Origin of the sequence: Nocardia sp. NPDC050630 (assembly GCF_044457245.1) — a bacterium.
Taxonomy (GTDB): Bacteria; Actinomycetota; Actinomycetes; order Mycobacteriales; family Mycobacteriaceae; genus Nocardia.
Genome location: NZ_JBITGN010000002.1, coordinates 38,056 through 60,261 on the forward strand (window position 1 = coordinate 38,056; position 22,206 = coordinate 60,261).

Annotated in this window: 19 protein-coding genes and 3 tRNA genes; 7 read left to right on the top strand and 15 right to left on the bottom strand. The window is 65.6% G+C overall.

Features of this window, described 5'->3' with window-relative positions; translation table 11 throughout:
• The first annotated feature begins 19 nt into the window (after window positions 1-19).
• Entirely contained in the window at window positions 20-670 is a 651-nt protein-coding gene (locus ACIBG0_RS07585; protein ID WP_397030329.1) for a trimeric intracellular cation channel family protein, read from the top strand.
• Here the strand turns inward: ACIBG0_RS07585 and ACIBG0_RS07590 are convergent.
• Window positions 667-1,845 carry a pyridoxal phosphate-dependent aminotransferase gene (locus ACIBG0_RS07590; protein WP_397030331.1) on the bottom strand — a complete coding sequence of 393 codons (1,179 nt, stop codon included), beginning with the start codon at window positions 1,843-1,845 and terminating at the stop codon, window positions 667-669. The two genes, ACIBG0_RS07585 and ACIBG0_RS07590, sit on opposite strands and share 4 nt — an antisense overlap.
• 177 nt (window positions 1,846-2,022) lie before the next feature.
• On the opposite strand from ACIBG0_RS07590, the gene ACIBG0_RS07595 reads away from it, so the two are divergent.
• A complete protein-coding gene (locus ACIBG0_RS07595) occupies window positions 2,023-2,226 on the top strand; it encodes a hypothetical protein (protein WP_357476388.1) in 204 nt (67 codons plus the stop codon).
• A gap of 49 nt (window positions 2,227-2,275) precedes the next feature.
• Here ACIBG0_RS07595 and ACIBG0_RS07600 read toward each other — a convergent pair whose 3' ends face one another.
• Complete coding sequence (locus tag ACIBG0_RS07600; RefSeq protein ID WP_397030333.1) at window positions 2,276-3,196, bottom strand: sigma-70 family RNA polymerase sigma factor; 921 nt, start codon at window positions 3,194-3,196, stop codon at window positions 2,276-2,278.
• 61 nt (window positions 3,197-3,257) lie between these two features.
• Between ACIBG0_RS07600 and ACIBG0_RS07605 the strand changes: the two genes are divergently transcribed.
• The gene (locus tag ACIBG0_RS07605) at window positions 3,258-3,839 is read left to right on the top strand and encodes a GNAT family N-acetyltransferase (protein ID WP_397030336.1); all 582 of its coding nucleotides are present in this window, start codon (window positions 3,258-3,260) and stop codon (window positions 3,837-3,839) included.
• Window positions 3,840-3,918: 79 nt separating this feature from the next.
• A complete protein-coding gene (locus tag ACIBG0_RS07610) occupies window positions 3,919-4,470 on the top strand; it encodes a class I SAM-dependent methyltransferase (protein ID WP_397030338.1) in 552 nt (183 codons plus the stop codon).
• A gap of 38 nt (window positions 4,471-4,508) precedes the next feature.
• Here the strand turns inward: ACIBG0_RS07610 and ACIBG0_RS07615 are convergent, their stop codons facing one another.
• From ACIBG0_RS07615 to ACIBG0_RS07630, 4 genes are all read right to left on the bottom strand, one after another.
• Window positions 4,509-5,600 carry a 3-deoxy-7-phosphoheptulonate synthase gene (locus tag ACIBG0_RS07615; protein WP_397030340.1) on the bottom strand — a complete coding sequence of 364 codons (1,092 nt, stop codon included), beginning with the start codon at window positions 5,598-5,600 and terminating at the stop codon, window positions 4,509-4,511.
• A 189-nt stretch (window positions 5,601-5,789) separates the two neighbouring features.
• A complete protein-coding gene (locus ACIBG0_RS07620; protein WP_397030342.1) occupies window positions 5,790-6,260 on the bottom strand; it encodes a carboxymuconolactone decarboxylase family protein in 471 nt (156 codons plus the stop codon).
• Between the two features lie 178 nt (window positions 6,261-6,438).
• Window positions 6,439-7,314 (bottom strand): oxidoreductase, encoded by an 876-nt coding sequence (locus ACIBG0_RS07625; protein WP_397030344.1) that lies wholly within the window; start codon window positions 7,312-7,314, stop codon window positions 6,439-6,441.
• Between the two features lie 25 nt (window positions 7,315-7,339).
• Window positions 7,340-10,828, bottom strand: a complete 3,489-nt coding sequence (locus ACIBG0_RS07630) for an amino acid adenylation domain-containing protein (RefSeq protein WP_397030346.1) — start codon at window positions 10,826-10,828, stop codon at window positions 7,340-7,342.
• 136 nt (window positions 10,829-10,964) lie between these two features.
• On the opposite strand from ACIBG0_RS07630, the gene ACIBG0_RS07635 reads away from it, so the two are divergent.
• Complete coding sequence (locus ACIBG0_RS07635) at window positions 10,965-12,584, top strand: (2,3-dihydroxybenzoyl)adenylate synthase (protein WP_397030348.1); 1,620 nt, start codon at window positions 10,965-10,967, stop codon at window positions 12,582-12,584.
• 123 nt (window positions 12,585-12,707) lie between these two features.
• On the opposite strand, the gene ACIBG0_RS07640 is transcribed toward ACIBG0_RS07635, so the two are convergent.
• Both ACIBG0_RS07640 and ACIBG0_RS07645 read right to left on the bottom strand, forming a co-directional pair.
• Window positions 12,708-14,018 carry a salicylate synthase gene (locus ACIBG0_RS07640; protein WP_397030350.1) on the bottom strand — a complete coding sequence of 437 codons (1,311 nt, stop codon included), beginning with the start codon at window positions 14,016-14,018 and terminating at the stop codon, window positions 12,708-12,710.
• A gap of 88 nt (window positions 14,019-14,106) precedes the next feature.
• A complete protein-coding gene (locus ACIBG0_RS07645) occupies window positions 14,107-14,871 on the bottom strand; it encodes a DUF2127 domain-containing protein (protein WP_397030352.1) in 765 nt (254 codons plus the stop codon).
• A 120-nt stretch (window positions 14,872-14,991) separates the two neighbouring features.
• Here ACIBG0_RS07645 and ACIBG0_RS07650 point away from each other — a divergent pair, with 120 nt between their 5' ends.
• Together ACIBG0_RS07650 and ACIBG0_RS07655 are read left to right on the top strand one after the other, a co-directional pair.
• Entirely contained in the window at window positions 14,992-17,448 is a 2,457-nt protein-coding gene (locus ACIBG0_RS07650; protein WP_397030354.1) for a glycerol-3-phosphate 1-O-acyltransferase, read from the top strand.
• Window positions 17,448-18,902, top strand: a complete 1,455-nt coding sequence (locus ACIBG0_RS07655; protein WP_397030356.1) for an HAD-IB family hydrolase — start codon at window positions 17,448-17,450, stop codon at window positions 18,900-18,902. Before ACIBG0_RS07650 ends, ACIBG0_RS07655 begins: the two co-directional genes overlap by 1 nt.
• A 154-nt stretch (window positions 18,903-19,056) precedes the next feature.
• On the opposite strand, the gene ACIBG0_RS07660 is transcribed toward ACIBG0_RS07655, so the two are convergent.
• The 7 genes from ACIBG0_RS07660 to ACIBG0_RS07690 all read right to left on the bottom strand — a co-directional run bounded on the left by ACIBG0_RS07660 (window position 19,057) and on the right by ACIBG0_RS07690 (window position 21,934).
• On the bottom strand, window positions 19,057-19,776 hold the full coding sequence (locus ACIBG0_RS07660; RefSeq protein WP_397030358.1) for a polyprenol monophosphomannose synthase: 720 nt from the start codon (window positions 19,774-19,776) through the stop codon (window positions 19,057-19,059).
• Window positions 19,777-20,016: 240 nt separating this feature from the next.
• On the bottom strand, window positions 20,017-20,202 hold the full coding sequence (locus tag ACIBG0_RS07665) for a hypothetical protein (protein ID WP_397030360.1): 186 nt from the start codon (window positions 20,200-20,202) through the stop codon (window positions 20,017-20,019).
• A 155-nt stretch (window positions 20,203-20,357) separates the two neighbouring features.
• Entirely contained in the window at window positions 20,358-20,585 is a 228-nt protein-coding gene (locus ACIBG0_RS07670; RefSeq protein ID WP_397030362.1) for a hypothetical protein, read from the bottom strand.
• A gap of 281 nt (window positions 20,586-20,866) precedes the next feature.
• Window positions 20,867-20,940, bottom strand: a tRNA-Phe gene (locus tag ACIBG0_RS07675).
• Window positions 20,941-20,999: 59 nt separating this feature from the next.
• Window positions 21,000-21,073: transfer RNA gene (locus ACIBG0_RS07680), tRNA-Asp, on the bottom strand.
• Window positions 21,074-21,102: 29 nt separating this feature from the next.
• Window positions 21,103-21,175: transfer RNA gene (locus ACIBG0_RS07685), tRNA-Glu, on the bottom strand.
• 93 nt (window positions 21,176-21,268) lie between these two features.
• Entirely contained in the window at window positions 21,269-21,934 is a 666-nt protein-coding gene (locus ACIBG0_RS07690) for a TetR/AcrR family transcriptional regulator (RefSeq protein ID WP_040686407.1), read from the bottom strand.
• Between the last annotated feature and the right edge of the window lie 272 nt (window positions 21,935-22,206).

Consider the following 22,206-nt stretch of genomic DNA (forward strand, 5'->3'; position numbering starts at 1 on the left):
CATATGTGATCGTGTGCGCATGGCGCATTTCGATTCCGCGGTGAATACCGCCCAGCACGTCGGGGAGCTGTTCGGCGTTTTCGCCTTCGCGACCTCGGGTGCGCTGCTCGCGGTGCGGCGCGGATTCGACATCTTCGGGATCGTGGTGCTGGCCTGCAGTACGGCGCTGGGCGGCGGTGTCATTCGGGACCTGGTGATCGGGCGGACGCCACCCGCGTCGTTCGTCGATCTCAGTTACCTGTGGACCGCACTGCTCGCGGCCGCGGTCATCTTCTTCTGGCATCCGACGCCGCGCGTGACCGGCGGTCCGCTCGGCGTGGCCGATGCGTTCGGGCTCGGGCTGTTCTGTGTCACCGGCACGGTGATCGCCTACAACCACGGTCTCGGCGCGCCATCGGCCACACTGCTCGGATTGGTCACCGCGATCGGCGGCGGAGTGATCCGCGATCTGCTCGGCGGGCAGACCCCGAGCGTGCTGATACCCGAGCAGATCTACGCGGTACCAGCACTTTTCGGTGCGGCAACAACCGCAACGCTATTGCATTTCAATGCCTACAACCCGATCACCGGCGCCTGCGCCGCGCTCGGCGCCATCGCATTTCGCCTGCTTGCGATGCGCTACGACTGGCATGCCCCACAGGCGCGACGTCGCCCGCAGGACCGGGCCTAGCCCACGCGGACACCGGCCCGGAGTCGGCGCACGCCCTCGTCGAGGGTTTCGTCGCGTTTGCAGAATGTGAAGCGCACCAGGTGATTCCACTGCGCGACATGGTCGGCGAAGGCGATGAGCGGCACCGCCGCGACACCTAGCCGAGCCGGTAGTTCCCGGCAGAAGGCCAACCCGTCGGTTGCGCCGAGCGGTGTGATATCCGCGCAGATGAAATAGCCACCCGCGCTCTGTTTGACTCCGAAGCCGGTGTCCTTCAGGGCAGCCGCGAGACGAAGCCGCTTGTCCGACAGCGTATCTCGCAGTGCGGCGACCCAGTCGAGTTCATTGTTCAGCGCGTGCGCCACGGCGGGTTGGAACGGCCCGCCCGCGACGAAGGTCAGGAACTGTTTGGCCGCGAGTACGCCATCGATGAGTTCGGCAGGTCCGAGGGCCCAGCCGGTCTTCCAGCCGGTGACGCTGAAAGTCTTTGCCGCGCTGGACACCACGACGGTGCGCTCGGCCATACCCGGCAGGGTGGCGAGGCTGATGTGCTCGTTTCCGTCGTAGACGAGGTGCTCGTATACCTCGTCGGTGAGCACCAATAGATCATGCTCGCAAGCGATTTCGGCGATCGCGGTCAGATCGGCGCGATCGAGTACGGTGCCGGTCGGGTTGTGCGGTGAATTGATGATCAGCATCCTGGTCTCGGATGTGATGGCGGAGCGCAGACTGTCCAGATCGAGTACGAAGCGGTCACCGTCGGCGACGAGGTTGGCGGTGCGCCGTCGCGCTCCGGCCAAGGCCACCGCGGCCGCATAGGAGTCGTAATACGGCTCGATCAGCACGACCTCTCGACCGGGCTCGACCAGACCGAGCACAGCAGCGCTGATCGCCTCGGTCGCGCCTACGGTGACCAGCACCTGGGTGTCCGGGTCGTACTGGGTGCCATAGCGGCGAGCCCGGTCGGCGGCGATGGCCCGCCGCAGGATCGGCATACCGCGGCCGGGCGGGTACTGGTTCAGCCCGTCGGCAATGGCCTGACGCGCGATCTCGAGCATGCCCGCGGGGCCGTCGGTATCCGGAAAGCCCTGGCCCAGGTTGATCGCCTCGTGACGCACGGCCAATTCGGTCATCTCCGCGAAGATGGTGGAGGCGAAGGGACGCAGGCGGGCGACGGTCGCGGGTTGCGAGGACATATCCGGAGAGTAACCCAGCGATCGCCATTGTTGCCATCCGATAGCGAAAGGCTATATTTCACTCTTGAATTGGGCGTTCTACCTGCATATTTGTGCGTTTCCCGAACGGCGGCTAGCCTCGCCGTGTTCTACCTCACAAACCGCCGACCTGCGACGGTATCTCGAAAGGGGTGCTTTATGGCCTCGTATCTGGACCTGGTATTGCAACCGGCCGCGTCGGAGGTCGCCGGAACGGTACTGGGTTTCCTGCGAAATGTCGCACACGATCTGATCGTCGGCTTCGGTTCCTCCACCGGCGATTGGTTCAACGGCTCATCGACCGGCAATAGCGGCACCGGATCGTCGACCGGGGACTGGTTCCTCGGCTCGTCCACGCCGTGATCCGATGGCGGTGTCAGGCCAAGCGATGAGGGCTCGGCCCGACACCGCCTCAACCCAGACGGACGTGGGACAGTTTTTCCGGATTCGCGAGATCGTAGGTACCACAGACCAATCCGTCGCGAACCGCGAATCCGATCACCCTGGGCGGCCCCTCGAGCCGCCCGTAACCCGGGCCGACCCGATAGACGACCAAACCCAATTGCCCATTGACCGTGGCGAATTCGAATTCCAGTGTCGGCTCCGAAGAGCCGTCCATACCGTACTTGCGGATCAGGCCGAGGAAGAAACGAGCGACCTTGTCCGCGCCGGCGATGACATTGATCGCGGTGGATGTGGTGCCGTTCGCATCCCCGATCATCACCGAATCCGGGTGCAGCGCTGCGGTTATCGCGGCGATATCACCGGCGGACAGCGCGTCGACGAACTTGCGCACCGCTGCCGCGTGCTCCACATCCGGGACCGGCGGCGGGGCCTGTGCGACCGATTTCCGAGCGCGCACGGCAAGTTGACGCGCTGCCTCCACCGAAATGCCCAGGATTTCGGCGATCTCGTCGAATGGCACCGAAAGCCCGTCGTGCAGCACGAATGCCACCCGCTGCGGCGGGGTCAGGCTCTCCAACACCACCATGGCCGCAAGACTGCATTCCTGTTTGCGGACCACCGCCTCGAGCGGATCCGGCATGGTCGACGGCGTGATAGCTGTCACGACCGGCTCCGGAAGCCACTGCCCCACATAGGTTTCCCGGCGCACCGCGGCACTACGCAAGCGGTCCAGGCAGATTCGGCTGACCACGGTGGTCAGCCAGCCGCGCATATCCTCGATCTCGGATTGATGCGTACCGGCCAGCCGCAGCCAACTCTCCTGCACCGCGTCCTCGGCGTCGCCCGCACTGCCCGTCAGCCGGTAGGCGACCGAGAGCAGATGCGCCCGATGCGATTCGAACAAGTCGGCGAGAAGAGCGGCAACCATTGAGCTGATTCTACGTTCCGCGCTGATGGGCCCGACGAGCCGGTCATGACACGATGCTCATATGGAGGATCATCCGCTATCGGACACAACCATCTGGTTGTCGCGGCCGACCGAGGCCGATATCGACGATATCGTCGCATGCTGCCAGGAACCCAGCATTGCCGAGTGGGTGACGATTCCGGTGCCGTATCACCGGAAAAATGCCGAATCCTTCCTCGACGATATGGTCGCGCCGGGCTGGGCCACCCGCAGTCCGATCTGGGCGCTGCGCACACGCGCCGACGGTCCGGTCGTCGGCATGATCGATCTCAACGCGCGCGACCAATCGGCATCGGAGATCGGGTTCTGGTTGGCCTCCGCGGCACGCGGACGCGGGCTGATGTCGCGTGCGGTCGCTCTGGTGTGCGAATTCGGTTTCCAGCCAGCAGGATTGGGGCTGAGCCGGATCAGCTGGCGCGCCTTCGTCGGCAATTATTCCTCGGCCGCGGTAGTCCGCCGCAACGGTTTTCGCTACGAGGGCATGGCCCGGCTCGGCTTCATGCAGCGCGGCAGCCGCCGCGATACCTGGCTGGCCGGACGACTGGCGACGGACCCGCCCGGCCCATCCTCGGATTGGCCGCCCGAGATATTCGGCGTCGCGTAGCTGATGCGACGACGGGTGGCGGTCGGGCAGGTGGGCCGAACCGCCGACCGGCGCGGCGAAACAGTCGTAGATTGCGTATATGGCGGCCGATGCCCGATTCGACTGGATCGCCGAAACCATGCGCCTGCGGCCCGACGACCGAATCCTGGAGATCGGTCCCGGCTCCAGCGACTCGATCGCGTACTTGGCCGCACGGCTGAACGGCGGTCGAATCGTCGGCGTGGACCGTTCCCCGACGGCCATCGCCCGCGCGCGGAAACGCCACGCCGCACTGATCAAATGCGGCAAGGTCCAGCTGTTGCAGGCTGGGCTGGAACAGCTCGACCTGGCCCGGGTGCTGGCGGAAATCGGACCGGCCCGCGGCTTCGACAAGGTTGTCGCCGTCAACGTGAATCTGTTCTGGACTAAACGCCCCACGGCCGAACTGGCCCTGATCCGGCAGGTCCTCGCGCCCGACGGCACGCTGTATCTGTTCTACGGATACGGACAACCGGACGGGCCTGCCAGCGCCGGTCCCAAACCCGCACCCGGACATCTCATCGATTATCTGGCCACCGCGGGCTTCGACGGTGCCACCGTCTGCTCCGGCGATATCCTCGGCGTCGTCGCGAAACCGCGCCGAAATCCATAGCCGCGCCCCGGCTTTCACCGGGGCGACAGGCTCGGGTATCAGCGATTACGGCGCCGCCGCACCGCGTCGGCGAGGCGATCGAGTTGGGCGGCGGTGGTCTCCCAATCGATGCAGGCGTCGGTGATGGACTGACCGTAGGTCAGCGCGTCGGCGTGCCCGAGGGTCAGATCCTGGCGGCCCGCGACGAGGAAGCTCTCCAGCATCATCCCGACCACACCCGGCTCACCGGCGGCCAGCCGGTCCGCGATATCGGTGACCACATCGACCTGCTTGTTGTGATCCTTATTGCTGTTGCCGTGGCTGGCGTCCACCACGATCCGCTGCGGCAGCGATGCCTTCTCCAACCGGATGCAGGCCTCGCGGACCGAGGCGGCATCGTAGTTCGGGCCGGTGCTGCCGCCGCGCAGGATCACATGGCAGTCCGGATTTCCGGTAGTGCGGATCAGCGCCGAGCGGCCGTCCAGATCGGTGCCGGGGAATACGTGGCTGGCCGCGGCGGCCCGCACACCGTCGACGGCCACCTGCACATCGCCGTCGGTGCCGTTCTTGATGCCGACCGGCATGGACAGTGCGCTGCTGAGCTGGCGGTGCACCTGGCTGGCCGCGGTGCGGGCGCCAATGGCGCCGTAGGAGACCAGATCCGCGATGTACTGCGGGGTGATCGGGTCGAGGAATTCACAGGCCACCGGCAGACCGAGGGCGGTGATATCCACCAGCACCTTGCGGCCGATGCCGAGGCCGGTGTTGACGTCGAAGGAGCCGTCCAGGTGCGGATCATTGATCAGGCCCTTCCAGCCCAGGGTGGTGCGTGGTTTCTCGAAGTACACCCGCATCACGACATGCAGCCGATCGTCTAGTTCGGCCGCCTTGGCGGCTAGGCGACGGGCGTAATCCAGTGCGGCGACCGGATCGTGGACCGAACACGGCCCGACGATCACCATCAGGCGATCGTCGGCACCATTGAGCACGTCGACGGTGGCTTTACGGCCGGCTCGAACGACGTCGGCCAGTGCGTCGGTGATCTGGTGTACCTGGCGCACCTCGGCCGGTGAGCGCAATGGGCTCACGCTGAGGGTGCGTTGGTCGTCCAGATCGGAATGCCGCGCGTCGATGTCGGCTGCGGTAGTCATCGTTTGTGGGTTCCTTTTCTTCAAGGCCGACCCACGGACGTGAAACCCGTCGAGCCGGTCCATCATCCGGCTCGGGGTGGAAATGAGGTCAGCGCAAAAGGTTGCCGCAGACCGACCCACCCAGGGCCGGCTTGCTAAACCAGAAATAGACGCGCTGCACGACGGTGACTGTACCAGGGACTATCGCGGTCAGCCCAGCTGACCGGGGACATAGCCACCGGCCGGGGTGCGGGCGATCACATTCATCCGATTCCACGCGTTGATTGTGGCGATGGCCGCGATGAGTGCCGCGGTCTGATCGTCGTCGTAGTGCTTGCGCACCTGCTCCCAGGTCTCATCGCTGACGCCGCGGCCGTCACCGATGCGGGTTGCCTCTTCGGTGAGGGCGAGGGCGGCCCGCTCGGCCTCGGTGAAGACGGTGGCCTCGTGCCAAGCGGCGACCAGGTTGATTCGCACGGCGGTCTCGCCCGCGTGCGCGGCGTCTTTGGTGTGCATATCGACGCACATGCCGCAGCCGTTGATCTGGCTGGCGCGGATCTTGACCAGCTCGTAGGTGGCGGCGGGCAGAGAGGATCCGTCCACGACCTTGCCCGCGGTGATGAGGCGCTTGACGTAGCTGCCGGCGACGGGGTTGGCGTAGAGGTTGAAGCGCTGTTCCATGATCTGTGCCTTTCCATTCGGTTGGTTCACAGAGAGGACGACGCGGCCCGCAGCAGTGTGACAATCGCGAATGTGACCTGCATCACGGGCTGGCACACCAGACGGCCTCGACCTTGGTTACTCGACTGGTCGAGCAGAGGCCGAACCGAGTTGACCTGCGGCGCAACGGATTCGGCTACTAGCCGAAGGTGTAGGTGACGCCGGTCAGCTTCTCCGACAGTTCCCACAGGTCGCGCGCGACCTGCTCGTCCCTGGATGCCGCGGTGGAACGGGAGCGGCCCGGATAGCCGCGCATACCGCCCCATCCGACCGGACCGTAGAACGCGCCCGGCTCGACCTGCTCGGTCGCGGCGTAGATCTCCGGCAGCGCACCCATTTCGGCGCTCTGGGCGAGCAGCCGGTTGCCCAGCGCCATGACCGTATCCAGGATGGATTCGGTATGCGACTGCAGTTCCGTTGCGGCATAACCGGGATGCGCGGCCACCGAAATCTTCGACGAACCCGCCGCGGTGAGCCTGCGCTGCAGCTCATAGGCGAACATCAGGTTGGCCAACTTCGCCTGACCGTAGGCGGACCAGCGCTGATACTTACGGTGCTCCCAGTTCAGATCGTCCAGATCGATCTTGCCGAACCGGTGCGCATCGCTCGAGACCGTGACCACCCGGTCCGAAATCTTTTCCAGCAGCAGCCCGGTCAGCGCGAAGTGACCGAGATGATTTGTGCCGATCTGCATTTCGAAGCCATCGGCGGTCCGCCGCTGCGGCACCGCCATCACACCCGCGTTATTGATCAGTACATCGACCCGTTCGACCGCATCGGCGAACGCACGCACCGAGGCCAGGTCGGCGAGATCGAGTTCGCGCACCTCGGCCCGCGCACCGATCTCCCCTGCCACTTTCTCGCCCTTGGCCACATTCCGACAGGCCAGGACCACCTGCGCACCCGCACCCGCCAGCGCACGCGCCGCCGCCGCCCCCAGCCCGCTGTTCGCGCCGGTGACGATGATGGTGCGGCCACTCTGATCGGGAATATTCGAGGTATCCCAATGGCTCATGCTCGCCAAGTCTAGTGCGCGTGGCTCAGGCTTGGGCGAGGATCTCCTCGTCGGTCATGGCCAGCACCTCCAGGTACAACTCGGCGACGGCATCGAGGCGGTCAGGTGTGCCGCGGCCGGTCTCGCGCTCGACCAGCCGCCCCGCCAACCCGGCCACCGTCCGGCCGACGAGCAAATCGGCGACCAGCGCGTGATCGACCTCCAGCCATTCGCGAATCCTGGCGACGGCCGTGGTGGCGAGCACCGAGTCACCGCCCGCGCCGAAGAAGTCGTCGTGCACGCCGATGCGATCGGCACCGAGTACTTCGGCGACGATGGTGGCCAGCGCGCCCTCCAGCGGCGTGCGCGGGCGCGCGTCCACCACTTCGGCCGCATCGGGCTCCAGTAGCGCAACCACCGCGCGGCGATCCAGTTTGCCGTTATCGGTCAACGGCATCTGCTCGAGGATCGCGATGCGAGTGGGAATCATATAGCCGGGCAAAAGATCTCGTACCGCGGCGACAATCTCCTCGACGGAGCCGATCTCGCCCGAGACCGCCGCGACCAGCTTCGGCGCACCCTTGCCGACCACGGCGGCGACCGCGTGCCGCACACCCGGTGCGGTGCGCAGTCCGCTTTCCACCTCGCCCAATTCCACCCGGTAGCCGCGAATCTGGACCTGGTGGTCGGCGCGACCGAGGAATTCGATGGTGCCGTCGGGCCAGTAGCGCGCCATATCACCGGTGCGGTACCAGCGCAGATCCTCGTGGACGACGAACCGTTGCGCAGTGCGCTCCGGATCGTTGCGATAACCGGCCGCCACATTCGCACCGCCCACCCAGAATTCGCCCGGCACCCAGTCCGGGCAGTCGCGGCCCGCCGAATTCACCACGCGGCAGCGCACATTGCGCAGCGGCACGCCGAACGGGACAGTGGCCCAATGCTCGGGCGGGTCGGCGACCTCGCAAATGGTGTTGTGGATGGAGGTTTCGGTGGCACCGCCCAAACCGGAGAATCGGCAGCCGGGCACCTGCCGAGCCAACCGACGCGCCAGGTCGGCATCCACCCAGTCGCCGCCCAAAGTGACCGCGCGCAGTGCATCGCCCAGGTTGTCACCGCCGATCTCCAGGATCATATCGAGCATGCTCGGCACGCAGTTCAGGATCGAAACCCGGTAGTGGGTCAGCAATTCCACCCAGCTGGTGGCCTCCTCGCGCTGCGCTGCCGACAGCGCGACCACCGAGCCGCCGACGGCGAACATGCCGAACATGTCGTAGACGGAAGCGTCGAATTCCAGCGCGGATAGTCCGAGCACGCGGTCGGCCGGACCGACCTCGAACCACTCGTTCACCGCGTCGATGGTGTTCATCGCACCACGGTGCGGCACGTCGACACCCTTGGGCACACCGGTGGAACCGGAGGTGAACAGCACATAGGCGATCGACTCCGGATCCGGAATCACCGGCGCGGCCAACGGATTCGGATGCGAACGCGCCGCTGACAGCGGTAGACAGGCGATATCCGGACGGCCCATATCGGCGCCGTCGACGGTCAGCGCGGCGACCACGTCACCGGTGCGCAGGATCTCCGCGCGTCGCCCGACCGGCTGATCGAAACCGATGGGCACATAGGTCGCACCCGCCGCGAGCACACCGAGTACGGCGAGGATCTGATCCGGTCCCTTCGGCAGTTGCACAGCGACGGTTTCGCCAGCCCGCACCCCGGTCGCGCGCAGCGCGCCCGCGACCGAAAGCGCTTGTGCGGCGAGTTCGCCATAGCTCCAGCCGCCATCCGCGCCGTCGCGACGCCACAGCACCGCGGGTGCGTCGGGTGCACTGCGGGCATGGTCGAAAAAGCCCTGATGCAGCGCCCGTCCGGAGACGGGGCCGTCGGTCGCGTTCACGGCGGCGCGCACGGCGGCCTGGGCGACCGGCAGTTGTAGGGCGGCCTCCGCGCTCCAGCCGGCCTCGCCGGCACCGAGCCTGCCGATGGCCTCGGTGTAGCTGGTGAACATCGCGTCGATCATGCCCGCGGGGAACGCGGATTCGCGCACGTCCCAGTTGAGCAGCAGCCCGCCGCGCACCTCGGTGACCTGTGCGTCCAATAGCACCTGCGGGCCCTGCGAGATGATCCAGACCGGTTCGCCGAAGGTCTCGGTGACCGAGGTGGCGAACAGCTCGCCCAGATTGAGCGCGCTGGTGTAGACAATCGGTGCGAGCACCGGTTCGCCCCGGTGTCTCCCCAGATCGCGCAGCACCTCGAGCCCGGAATACGCGGTGTGCGCCCCGCTTTCGTGCATCGCACGTTGCAGTGCCTTGGCCCGCTCGGTGACCGTCACGTTCTCGGTGACATCCACCTCCAGCATGATCGAGGAGGTGAAATCGCCGATCACCCGGTCGATATCCGGATGCACCGGTTCCCGCTGGAACAGTGGCACATTCAGCAGGAACCGGCTCTGCGCCGACCAGCCGCCGATGGTCTCGGCGAATACCGCGGCCAGTGCCATGGCCGGCGTTATGCCGCGGGCATGCGCGGCCGCGAGCAGCCGCTGCTTGGCTTGCGGCTCCAACCAGTAGTTGTAGCGGACGGTGCGATGCGGCTCGGCGCGTTCGCTGACCGGAATGGTCGGCAGTTCCGGTGCACCGGGCAGCTCCGGCAGCCGATCGCGCCACCACTGCTTATCACGTTCCCTGGCAACGAAATCCACTGCGCGCTCGGTGCGATAGCGGCGATAGCTGTAACCCTGTGGCGGCACCGCGGCGCCGAGGTAGAGCTCAGCGAGGTCGGCGACGAGAACGCGGTAGCTCATCGCGTCACCCGCGATCATGTCGACATCGAGATGCAGCCGGGTGCGACCGTCAGCGAGCAGGCTCAGCGTCACATCGAGCACCTGGCCTTCCTCGATGGCCAGCCGCTGATGAGTCTTGCTTTCGCGCAACCGCGCCAGCTCGGCGTCGGCCTCGGCATGCGTGCGTAGATCGACGACCGAGAACACCGGCCGGCCGGGGGTGCGGATGGTCTGCTGAGTGCCGTCGGGGAGGAACTCGGTACGCAGCATCGGATGCACCGCGACCAGATCCGTCACCGCCCGCGCCAAGCGTTCGGGATCAACCTCGGCACCGTCGAATTCGACATACAGGTGCGCGGCGACACCACCGAGATCCTGCTCTTCGGAGCGACCGATCCAATAGGCGTGCTGCATCGAACCCAACGGGAACGGCGCGAATTCGTCCTCGGTATCACTGCTTTCGGCAGGTTCGGGTGCAACCGCCACGACGGATTCCTCGATACCGAGCAACCGCGCCCACTGCGCGATCGATGGCGCCGCCGCCAGCTGCGCGAAGTTGATCTCCAACCCGCGCTTGCGCCAGCCACCCGCCAATTTCATGGTGCGAATGGAGTCCAGCCCGAGCTGGATCAGGTCATCGCCATCGCCGATCGTCTCGGCCGCTACGTCGAGCTGTTTCGCGATGGCAGCGCGAATTTCGTCCCGGCTGATTCCCGCCCCGTCCCCCGGTCGCTGTGCTGGCTCCATCTGGCGCTGTCACTCCTTGGTCGCCGCCGCATCCGGCGGATCGAGACTGCTCGGCGGTAGCCTATCGCATTGAGATAGGGTTGCCTAACCTATGTTATGAGACGCTGATGCAGCAGACCCTCCAGTGAGGCAGCCCGTGACTTCGACATCCACCTCGCCCACCCATCGCGACGGCTACGTCCCCTTCCCGACCGCCGACGCCGCGACCTATCGCGCCGCGGGTTACTGGACCGGCCGCCCACTCGGCGACCTGCTGCGCGCGACCGCGACCCGGCACCCGCACCGCACCGCCCTGCTCGATGCCGACAACACGCGCACCTACGCGTGGGTAGATGCCGAGGCCGACCGAATGGCGCACGGATTGCTCGCACTCGGCATCGCGCCGGGCGATCGGGTGGTCGTACAACTGCCGAATGTGCCGGAGTTCCTGACGGTCCTGTTCGGACTGCTGCGCGCCGGAATCATTCCGGTGCTGACCCTGCCCGCGCATCGCCGCGCCGAAATCGAGCATCTGGCTGGACTTTCCGAAGCGGTCGCCTACATCGTGGCGGACCGGCTCGGCGACTTCGACTATCGCGAACTGGCCGAAACCGTGCGTTCGGCAGTACCCACGCTGCGTCACGTTCTCGTACTCGGCGATCCGGGAACTTTCACCGCTCTGAATTCGATTCCCCGCGACGGGAGTTCACTGCCCGACATCGATTCGAGCGATATCGCGCTGATGCTGGTCTCCGGCGGTACCACCGGGCTGCCGAAGCTCATCGCGCGCACCCACGACGACTACGTCTACAACGCCACCGCAAGCGCCGAGATCTGCGGCCTGACCGAGGACGACGTCTACCTCACGACGCTGCCCGCCGCACACAACTTCCCCCTCGCGTGCCCCGGCATCCTCGGCGCCGTCTCAGTCGGCGCAGCCGTCACCTTCATTACCGATCCGAGCCCGGAAGGCGCCTTCGCCGCCATCGAACGGCATGGCGTCACCGTCACGGCGGTCGTGCCGCCGCTGGCCCAACTCTGGTGCGCGGCCACCGAATGGGAGGATGCCGATCTCGGCTCATTGCGCCTACTCCAGGTCGGCGGTGCACGACTGGCCGAGGTGAACGCCCGCGAGGTTACGCCCGCGCTGGGCGTGCAACTGCAACAGGTCTTCGGTATGGCCGAAGGCCTGCTCAACTACACCCGACTCGACGACAGCGCCGACATTGTTTGTACCACCCAGGGCCGTCCGCTCTCGCCTGCCGATGAGGTGCGGGTCGTGGATGGTGACGGCAATGATGTCGCCCCCGGCGAAGAGGGCGAACTGCTCACCAAAGGGCCCTACACAATCCGCGGCTACTACCGCGCGCCCGAACACAACGCCCGCGCCTTCACCTCCGACGGTTACTACCGCTCCGGCGATCTCGTACGCCGACTGCCGAGCGGACATCTGATCGTCTCCGGCCGCATCAAGGACGTCATCAACCGCGGCGGCGAAAACATCTCCTGCGATGAACTCGAGGAGCATCTGCTCGCCCACCCGTCGGTCCGGCATGCCGCCGCAGTCGGCCTCGCTGATGCCGCATTAGGGGAAAAGGTCTGCGCCGTCCTGGTTGTCGACGGGGAGATGCCGACCCTGGCGCAGCTGAAGTCCTTCCTCACCGAGCGCGGCCTGGCGACCTACAAACTCCCGGACCTGCTCCGTCGGGCCGATGAACTCCCGATCACGGCTGTCGGCAAAATCGATAAGAAGGCCCTGCGCGCCAGTCACGGCTGACCGGAACGATCGGGGGTGGCGCGAGTCCGATCTCGCCACCCCCGATCAGAACCCCGGATAACCGGGTGCCCCAGCAGATGATTCGGAACGAGGGCCCGCCTTGATGGGTATGACTTCGAATTGCTATGCCTTGACGACATAGGGCGCGACACTGCCCAGTTTTTCGCAGGTCTCCTCGAATTCGCGCTCTGGTCGCGACTGCCCGACAATGCCCGCGCCCGCGCGCAGCCACGCGCCATCGGTGGTCTGGTAGACCGCCCGCAGCACCAGCGTCGCCTCCATCGCACCGCTCGGCGAAATCGTCACCACTGCGCCGGAATACAGACCACGCGGCGCGCCGTCGAGACGGAATACCGAATCGACACCCTCGCGCTTCGGAATACCGGACGCCGTGACCGACGGAAACAACACCTCCAGCGCATCCCAGCTGGAACGGTCCGCCGCCAGCCGCCCGCGCACCGTGGAGGCCAGATGCTGCACACTCCCGCGTTCTCGAACCGCCATGAAATCGGAGACCGCTGGTGTACCGGGATCGGCCACCTCGGTGATCTCGGCGAAGGAGGTCTGCACCGAAATCGCGTGCTCCACGATCTCTTTGGGATCGGTGATCAGGTCGGCCCGAGCGGCCCTATCAATGGCCTCGCCGAGTCCGAAGGCGCGCGTGCCGGCGAGCGGCTCGGTGGTGACCACCCGATCCTCGTCGACGGAGGCGACCAACTCAGGACTGAATCCGGCCGCCTCGAGTCCACCGAGGCGAAGCAGGAACGAGCGTGCCGGAGTGTTGTTGGCACGGCCGAGCCGGTAGCTGGCCGGGATGTCCACCGCGAACGGCAGATCGACCTTCCTGGACAGGATGACCTTCTGATAACGGCCGGAATGGATTTCCGCGACCGCCTCGGCGACCCGATCGCGATATCCGGTGGGATCGAGACGCACGTCGACCGGATGCGCCTGCGGCAGTTCGGTTTCCTGGGATGCGGCGATGAGATCGTGAATGTCATTGGCCTCGGCCGGTGTGGCGCCGGAAATCCGGACACCGAACTCACCGACACGCACCTCGATGCGCGGAATCATCAGATGGGCCAGTGCGGTACGCGGGTGCAAATGCCGCGTCGCATCCAATGCCCATGCGCAGAATTCGAATCCGATCCAGCCGTAGGCCTGGCGCCCGCCGAGCGGCAAAGTGGCCAGCGCGTTGTCGATGACCCGCGCCGGGCTGCCGTCCCAGGCACTAGTCGTGCCGCGCCCGTCCCAGGACACGCGCAGTTCGTTCGCGTCGACTTCGACGCTGCCGAGTGGATCTGCGGCGAATACCCATTCGCCGGGCCGTTCGTACATCAGGTATTCGCCGAAGCGCTCGGCCGCCGCCAGCCGGGACATCGCTGCCGCCGGATCGGTCACGTACTCGATGCGCAAGCGCTCCGTGGTCGACAACGATCCTCCAAGGTAAAGCTGAACTCAGAAAAGTAAGGTTAGCATTACCTGCCTAACACGCGGCTGTGCTGCAGACCACAGCCAACGGCTACTCCGCGGGCACCGCCAGCGCCGACCGCTCAACGCTCAGTAAACTCTCCGTGCTGTGCTCCGCGTGGTATGCGGCACCGCCGCCGCGCACTCCGAATAATCGCTTGCTGTAGACCAGCCAGACCACCGCGGCGATATTGATCAGCAGTGCGCCGATGCGCAGCACGGTGATCTTCTCCGTCAACTCGTAGATCTCCAACGGCAGGAAGATGCTGGTCGCGACCACCGCGAAGTACTCACCCCAGCGCTTCACCAACCACAGCCCCACTGCCTCGATCGCCTGTAGCGTCGCATAGGCGAGGATGCCGATGGCCACCCACAGCAGGGTGGTATTCGACAGCGAGAACGCGTTATCGATCAGATGCACGATCTTGGATCGGTCGATATCCCAGCCGATCTGATCGGCCAGCGGCCGCAGCAGCGGCAGTTCCTCGTCGAAGGCCGCCCGCATATCCTCGCGCGAGGACCGGAATTTGAAGACGGCGACCCCGGCGACCACCAATAGCAAGCCGCGCACCAACCGCTCGATCGCCAACGCCCGCATCAGCCAGCGGTCCCGCAGCAGTCGTCCGCGCGGCACCTCCGGCGCGTGGTCGGCAGGTCCGGAGCCCACAGGTTCACCGGGCACGAAGGTGCCGCAGCGCAGACACCGCCATGCGACACCGGCCACCGTCTGAACATGCAGCCGCTCCGCCAGTTCCCGCTCATCCGGCGCATAGGTGTAATGGCCGTGCCAGCCGCACGCGCGTAACGCCCAATCCATGCGCGCAGCCTAGTTCGCGATCACGACCGGCCGCGATCGCAAACGCCGTGTCGAGGCCCGATGCCAACTCGCCCGCCGGAGTTCCTGCGCGGAATCCACTGGCGGGCTTCAATAGGAGTCATGATCGATCATCGCGGGGATTCGCCCGCTCCGGCTCGAGCGGCAGCACCCGACTCCGTGGTGGCACTGATCGATGCGGGCTCCGGCGTGGAACGCGAACTCGTCGGCGCCTGGCTGGCCGAGGGCGGCATCAAACACGAACTCGGCGTCGACGCACCCGTCACCCAGTTGGATCTCGACGCGGATGCGATCGGCGATCGCCTGGTGGGAAGGCGCGACGATCCGCTGGTCGTGCCGATCCGGGTGCTATGGCTGCCGCCGGAACGCGACGGGGTCCGCCGCATTACCTTCGCCGACCTGGCCCTGCTGACCAATCCGCGCAAGCCGAACCGGTTCGCGCAACGTCGGTTGATCGGCAAATCACCGGACCGTCACGTGGTGCTCACGGGTCAGCCCGCCCTGCTCAGCGAACTGCGCGCCAATAACCCGGAGGCGGCAGCGCTGCTCATGAAGGGGGCCGGCGAGCCATTCGCCCGCGCCATCGTGCGCGCCGCGGTCGTCGCTCTGGAACGTGCCGAACGTTCCATCATCGGTGACCGGTACAAGGTGCCGCGGCTGGTGGCCGAGGAGATCCTCGACTCCCCCGAGTTCCTGCGCAGGCTCGAACTCATCGCCGATCAGCTCGGCACAAGTCCGCACGAGGTGTATCGGCGGGCGGAGAAGGCGCTGAACGAACTCGTCGCCGCCCAGAGCCAGTTGGTCTCGGATCTGTTCACCCAGGCGATGCGCCCGATCCACGCCTCGACCTGGAAGGTCGACTCCGACGACTCCGGCCTGGACGGACTGCGTGCGTTGAACCGGAGCCATCCGCTGGTCTTCCTGCCCTCGCACCGGTCCTATGTGGATGCCTTTGTCCTCGGTGATGTGCTGGCCCGCAACGACTTTCCACCGAATCACGTGATCGGCGGCGCGAATCTGAGCTTCTGGCCGATGGGGCCGATCGCCCGGCGCACGGGCACGGTGTTCATCCGGCGCAGCTTCGGTGACGACGACGTCTACAAGGCGGTGGTCGAGGAGTACTTCGCCTATCTGCTGGCCAAGCGATTCAATATGGAGTGGTACTTCGAGGGCGGCCGCACCCGCACCGGCAAGCTGCGCCCGCCGCGCTACGGCTTGCTGAATTACCTTGCCGCCGCGGTCCGTTCGAATCGGATCGACGATGTCATGCTCGTCCCGGTCTCGATCACCTACGAGCGACTGAATGAACTCGGCGCCATCGCCACCGAACAGGCGGGCGGGAAGAAGAAACCGGAGGGGCTGGCCTGGCTGGCGCGTTATGTACGCAGCCAACAGCATTCGGCCGGACATGTCTATGTGCGATTCGGCGAACCGCTCTCGGCGCGCGATCGCCTTGCTGCATACGGGGATCCGCTCACCCCGCCGCCGACGATCATTCCGCTGCACCGCACCGAAGCTGCGGGTACCGAGCCGAACAATCTCGCCGAGTCGGCGCAGCTCGCCGAGCTGGAACGAAAGGCCGTGCAGCGGTTGGCCTTCGAGGTCGCCGTCGGCATCAACGCGGTCACCCCGATCACGGTCAACGCGCTGGTCACATTGACGCTACTCGGTGTGCACGAGCGGGCGCTCACGCTCAGCGAGGTGCGTTCCGTGCTGGCCCCGGTACTGCGGTACATCGAACAGCGGGGTTTGCCCAGCGGCGAGCTGGCGGCACTGCGCGACGAGCAGAGTCTCGCGGTGGTACTCGAGCAATTATCGCTGGCCAGGGTCGTTACGGTGTATCGCGGCGGGCTGGAACCGGTGTACTCGATCGAATCGGGTGCGCATCTGGAGGCCGCGTTCTATCGCAATAGCGCGGTGCACTGGTTCATCAACCGCGCCATCCTCGAATTGTCCATCCTGTCCGCCTTGGAGATGCGGGCGCCGGATCAGCTGCGGGCGGGCTGGGACGAGGCCTTCCGACTGCGCGATCTGCTGAAGTTCGAATTCTTCTTCCCGGAGCGGGCGGAGTTCTCGGCGCAGATGACCGCGGAAATGCTGCTGGTGGACCCGGATTGGCACCAACACACCGCGGCGGACACCCTCGGCGAAGATATTCTGCACAAACTCACCGCATCCGGATTCATGATGGCGCACCGCGCGCTGCGCGCCTTCGTCGACGCGCAACTTGTCGTGGCCGAGCGGCTCGAGGCCCGCGACAGCGCCGAGGAGATCGACCGCAAGGAGTTCATCGACGAATGCGTCGCCGTCGGTAGGCAGATGCTGCTGCAGCAGCGACTGCACAGTCCAGAATCGGTGTCCACCGAATTGTTCTCCAGCGCACTCAAGCTCGCCGACAATCACGGGTTGTTGGCCCACGTGAGTCACGACTCGGCCAAGCCGAGGGCCGAATTGTCTCGGCGCAGGAAAGAGTTCGCCGACCAGCTGCGCATCATCGCGACTCGGATCTCGCAGGCCGCCGCACTCGACCCGTCCAATATTCCTGTTCGGGGTGCCTGATGACCGAAAATCGCTCCGCGGTCCCAACGGATCTCGCGGCAGCCATCGCCGCGATCCGATCCGGACCACAGGGCCCTACGGTGGCCGCGGTCTTCGACCTCACCGCCGTTGTGGATGGTTTCGGGCGGCCGTCGCTGTGGCGGCGGACATTTCGGAGCAATAAGGGCGCAACCGCCGCGGACACCCTGCTCGACGGCATTCGCAACCAACTCACCGATGGCGAATACAGCCGGTTCCTACACCAGGCGATGCGGACACTGGCCGACCAACCGGAAGCCGAGCTGGACGAGCTGGGCACGCGGCTGTTCCGGAAAACGATCTACGGGCAGCTATATCCCGAGGCATGGCAACTGATCCGCACGCATGAGGCCGCCGGACACACAGTTGTGCTCGTCACGGCACTGACCCGCTTCCAGGTCGAACCCATGGCGGCCGAACTCGGTATCGAGCACGTGCTGTACACCCGGATGGCGACCAGCGACGGTGTGCTCACCGGTTATGCGGACGGAAAAACCCTGTGGCGCAACGGCAAGGCCGATGCGGTTCGCGAATTCGCCGCAGCGCATGTGCTGGATATCACTGCCAGCTATGCCTACGCCGACAGCATCGCCGATCTACCGCTGCTCTCGGTGGTCGGACATCCCGTAGCGGTGAATCCCGATCATCAGCTCGCTACCGCTGCCGTCGAACAGAATTGGCCGGTACTGACGTTGCGTCCGCGCCGACCACCGAGCCTGATCGACTATCTGCGCACCGTCGCCGGATTCGCCGGACTGCTGGCCGGTGCGTTGTTCGGTGTGCTGAGCAAGTCGTATACGCGCCAGCGCCGAAAGATGGCCGATGCGCTGATGGCCTACGGAACCGGTGTGACGCTCCGCACGACCGGTATTCGGCTGCGCGTCAGCGGTGCGGAAAACGCCCGCGCTCCACGACCCGCCGTCTTCCTGTTCAACCATCAGAGTCAGTTCGACGTGATCATCGTGCCCAAGGTGCTCCAAGGCGGGGTCACCGGAATCGGCAAGAAGGAGCTGACGAGGAATCCGATCTTCGGTCCGCTCATGCGGTTCGTCGGGGTGACCTTCATCGATCGTGCGAACACCACGCAGGCCAAGGCCGCGCTGGCACCGGTGGTGCATACGCTGCGCGGCGGGCTGTCGATCGCGATCTCGCCCGAAGGCACCCGGTCGTATACGCCGGGTATCGGCCCATTCAAGAAGGGGGCCTTCCATATCGCGATTCAGGCCGGTGTACCGGTGATCCCGGTAGTGATCCGCAATGCCGGTGAAGTCAACCGGCGCAACTCGATGGTCGCCCGCAAAGGCACCGTCGACGTAGCCATCCTCCCCCCGATCGACGTCTCCAACTGGACCCCCGCCACCATGGACGAAAACGTCGAAGCCGTTCGCCAGCTGTACACCGACACCCTCCTGAACTGGCCGCCGCCGGACCACTGACACCCCTGCGCACCCGTCCGGCATTCTCCAGCGGCCGCGCGGCACTGACCGATTGCGGTACCCGACTCCGATGCGCCGAAGGTCGAACGCGCGCATGACGACGACCTTGCGCCCGCCGGGAATTGAGCGACGGGGTGCCAGGTCGTCGGTGTGGTTAAACCGAACGGCCGAACAGCAGCTTCCACGGCATCAGCGCGGATTCCAGCTGCACCTTGAGGCTCATCTTGGAGGCGCCGAGGGTGCGCTCCTCGAACCGTATGGGCACCTCCGCGATCGTGATGCCCTTCTTCACGGTCCGATAGTTCATCTCGACCTGGAACGAGTATCCGTTGCTGCGAATCGAGGCGACGTCGATGGCACGCAGCGTATCGGCCTTCCACGCCTTGAACCCGGCGGTCGCGTCCTTCACGGCGAGGCGCAGGATCAGATTCACGTAGAAGTTGGCCCAAGCGGACAGCGCCTTGCGGTACCACTTCCACTCCTCGGCGGTCGACCCGCCGGGCACGTAGCGGGACCCGAGCACGACACCGGCATCGGTGGTGTTCAGCTTCTCCAGCATGGCCGGAATGACCTCGGCCGGATGTGACAGGTCGGCGTCCATCTGGATCACCACATCGGCACCCTCGTCCAGCGCCCGGGTGATCCCGGCCACGTACGCACGGCCCAATCCGTCCTTTTCGGTGCGGTGCAGTACACCGACGACATTCGGCAACTCGACGGCCAGCTTGTCGGCGATCTCACCGGTCCCGTCCGGCGAATTGTCATCCACCACGAGCACATGCAGATCGGGCACCGGCAGCGCCGTCAGCCGCTCCACCGCAACCGGCAGATTCTCCCGCTCGTTGTAGGTCGGCACAACAACGGTAACCCTCAAGGGTTGCCCTCCCTGCTCACCTGTTCCAGCCCGCAGACCCACGACAGGACCCGGAGCACTCGTCTGATTGCCAAGAACCGTACTTGATCGAACTGAAGGCCACCTGAGCGCCCGCACGCTCACGCCGCCCCCCGAATACCCGCGACCTGCCGACTACCTCGCAAATCACCGGGCCCACCCCACCGACCGCCTCTGGATCCGCACCGAAATCAGTTGCCGCACACCACCCCTGACGCGCCCTCACTTATCCCCATCGCGCCAATTCCGATCTCGGGCATCCTCGCGCGCATTGCGCGCATGCACGATCTCCAATGCCCGCTCAGCCGTGGCCTGATCCGGATACGGCCCCATCCGATCCCGAAACCAACACTGCTTCCCACTCTCGGCCCGCTGGTGCTTCAAGCAGTAGTACCACTTCTCCGCCATCCCCCCAGCATCCCACCACCATGATCAACAGATCCCCCTTTTCCACCCAACCCCCAACCCCTTGGCGCGCTCCGCACCACCTGTGGGCACGGGTGCGGCACAGCCGAAATGCCGGTCGTCCTGGCTTGCGACGGCCAGGACGACCGGCGCGACGGTTAGATGCAGCCCTTTGCCCTGAGCTGGGCCGCAACCTCGTCGGAGACAGTGATAGAGCGGCCGATATTGGCCTCTGTCAGGTCGGATGCGCTGATCCCGGCCTGCATCGCACAGCCGAGCAACTTGGCGTCGACGGTGATGGTTTCGTCGGCCTGCGCGATGCCGGCCCCGGTCATGAGGGCACCGGCCAGCGCTATAGCAAGAACACCGGTCTTGACGAATCGCACGAGATTTCCTCCTTCGAATCGCAGTCCTACGGTTCTGCTTGCACCTGATTCACTTGCGTGGATGTTTCGGAGTACGCCCGCCCGCCGTAGCCGACGCAGCCCACCCCTGACTTGCAGGCTCAAACATACGCACGGACATCGATACGCGCCGGGCATTCGTCACATCGTCGAGGTAAATGGCAGATCCGCAGCCCGCCGAGCGGGTGGGGTCGCACCCCACAAAGACAAAAGACAAGAAGCTCCTGTCCGCGCTCTTTGCGGACAGGAGCTCCTGCGACGAGTGGCCAGGGCCGGGATCGAACCGGCGACCTTCCGCTTTTCAGGCGGACGCTCGTACCAACTGAGCTACCTGGCCGCAGGCACCCGTGGTGAATGCCATACGCGAAACGCCGGATTGCTCCGGCGCTTACTTTGCGACCCTGACGGGACTCGAACCCGCGACCTCCGCCGTGACAGGGCGGCGCGCTAACCAACTGCGCCACAGGGCCTTGCGTTGCTTCCAACGATCCGAAGACCGTACCCCCTACGGGATTCGAACCCGCGCTACCGCCTTGAAAGGGCGGCGTCCTAGGCCGCTAGACGAAGGGGGCTCGCCCCGGATTTCTCCGGACCGGCTTCAACGGCTGTCCGTTGGGAGCTGGGATAGCTTATGACAGACCAGCCGCGTTTCCCAAATCGGCTGTTCAGGCTCCCAAACCGAGCTCTTCGAGGCGGGCCTGTGCGCGCCAGCCGTCGTTGCGGAACTTCTCGGCCCATTCCGGGGTGGCCATTGCCTCGACCACAACTTCGAGCGCCTCCTGGAACCGAGCGCGCAGATCGACACCGTTGCCGAGGATGTCTATCAGATAACGCTGGCCGGCCAGCGCGGCGGAGATCGTGCGGGTGAAACGGTCCGGATCGGCGTCGGCGCGCAGCTGCCCCTGATCGATGGCACGGACCGCGAGCGCCCTGGTGGCCCGGCCGAGTATGCGACCGCCGCCGGTCTGTACGTCGCGATAGAAGTCCGGTTCGATGATCAATCGGAATTCGGCCTGCACGATGATGTCGTGTTCGAGTCGCAATGCCACCTCGTCGACCATGCCGTGCAGGACGTCCAGTGGTCCGAGATCCGTTCTGGCAAGCCAACGCTCGGCAGAGGTGCGGTATCGGTCGACCGCGGTCTCGAGTACCGCGCGCGCGAGATCTTCCTTGGAATCGAAATGAAAGTACATGGCGCCCTTGGTGGCGCGTGAACCTTCCAAAATGCGGTTGAGCGATGCAGCGGCATAGCCGCTCTTCCCGAACTCAACGGCGGCGGACCTGATTATCGCCGCGCGTGTCCGGCGGGCCCGCTCTTGCTGCCGTGCCATGCTCGAAACGCCTCCGAAGCCTACTCGTCGCCAATCGGTGCCCCCAAAGGAACGGACCCTTGGCGCGAAGTCATGAGTTTTATCAATACTTCAAACCGGGATTTCGCCCCGTTTCAAACTTTCGGTACGAAAACTTGCGAAAATCCTGAAACACACCAGCTGGTATAGTTTTCTTGCCCAGGTGCGCCGCAGGGGGTGCGCACCTGGGCATTACTTCGTCTCGGATCTGCCTCCCCCGGCGTCGACTCGTAGGAAGTCGCGATCGGTCGTAC

Coding starts and splice junctions, on each gene's coding strand:
- ACIBG0_RS07585 (WP_397030329.1), top strand. CDS start 20: ATGGCGCATTTCGATTCCGCGGTGAATACCGCCCAGCACGTCGGGGAG.
- ACIBG0_RS07590 (WP_397030331.1), bottom strand. CDS start 1,845: ATGTCCTCGCAACCCGCGACCGTCGCCCGCCTGCGTCCCTTCGCCTCC.
- ACIBG0_RS07595 (WP_357476388.1), top strand. CDS start 2,023: ATGGCCTCGTATCTGGACCTGGTATTGCAACCGGCCGCGTCGGAGGTC.
- ACIBG0_RS07600 (WP_397030333.1), bottom strand. CDS start 3,196: ATGGTTGCCGCTCTTCTCGCCGACTTGTTCGAATCGCATCGGGCGCAT.
- ACIBG0_RS07605 (WP_397030336.1), top strand. CDS start 3,258: ATGGAGGATCATCCGCTATCGGACACAACCATCTGGTTGTCGCGGCCG.
- ACIBG0_RS07610 (WP_397030338.1), top strand. CDS start 3,919: ATGGCGGCCGATGCCCGATTCGACTGGATCGCCGAAACCATGCGCCTG.
- ACIBG0_RS07615 (WP_397030340.1), bottom strand. CDS start 5,600: ATGACTACCGCAGCCGACATCGACGCGCGGCATTCCGATCTGGACGAC.
- ACIBG0_RS07620 (WP_397030342.1), bottom strand. CDS start 6,260: ATGGAACAGCGCTTCAACCTCTACGCCAACCCCGTCGCCGGCAGCTAC.
- ACIBG0_RS07625 (WP_397030344.1), bottom strand. CDS start 7,314: ATGAGCCATTGGGATACCTCGAATATTCCCGATCAGAGTGGCCGCACC.
- ACIBG0_RS07630 (WP_397030346.1), bottom strand. CDS start 10,828: ATGGAGCCAGCACAGCGACCGGGGGACGGGGCGGGAATCAGCCGGGAC.
- ACIBG0_RS07645 (WP_397030352.1), bottom strand. CDS start 14,871: ATGGATTGGGCGTTACGCGCGTGCGGCTGGCACGGCCATTACACCTAT.
- ACIBG0_RS07650 (WP_397030354.1), top strand. CDS start 14,992: ATGATCGATCATCGCGGGGATTCGCCCGCTCCGGCTCGAGCGGCAGCA.
- ACIBG0_RS07655 (WP_397030356.1), top strand. CDS start 17,448: ATGACCGAAAATCGCTCCGCGGTCCCAACGGATCTCGCGGCAGCCATC.
- ACIBG0_RS07665 (WP_397030360.1), bottom strand. CDS start 20,202: ATGGCGGAGAAGTGGTACTACTGCTTGAAGCACCAGCGGGCCGAGAGT.
- ACIBG0_RS07690 (WP_040686407.1), bottom strand. CDS start 21,934: ATGGCACGGCAGCAAGAGCGGGCCCGCCGGACACGCGCGGCGATAATC.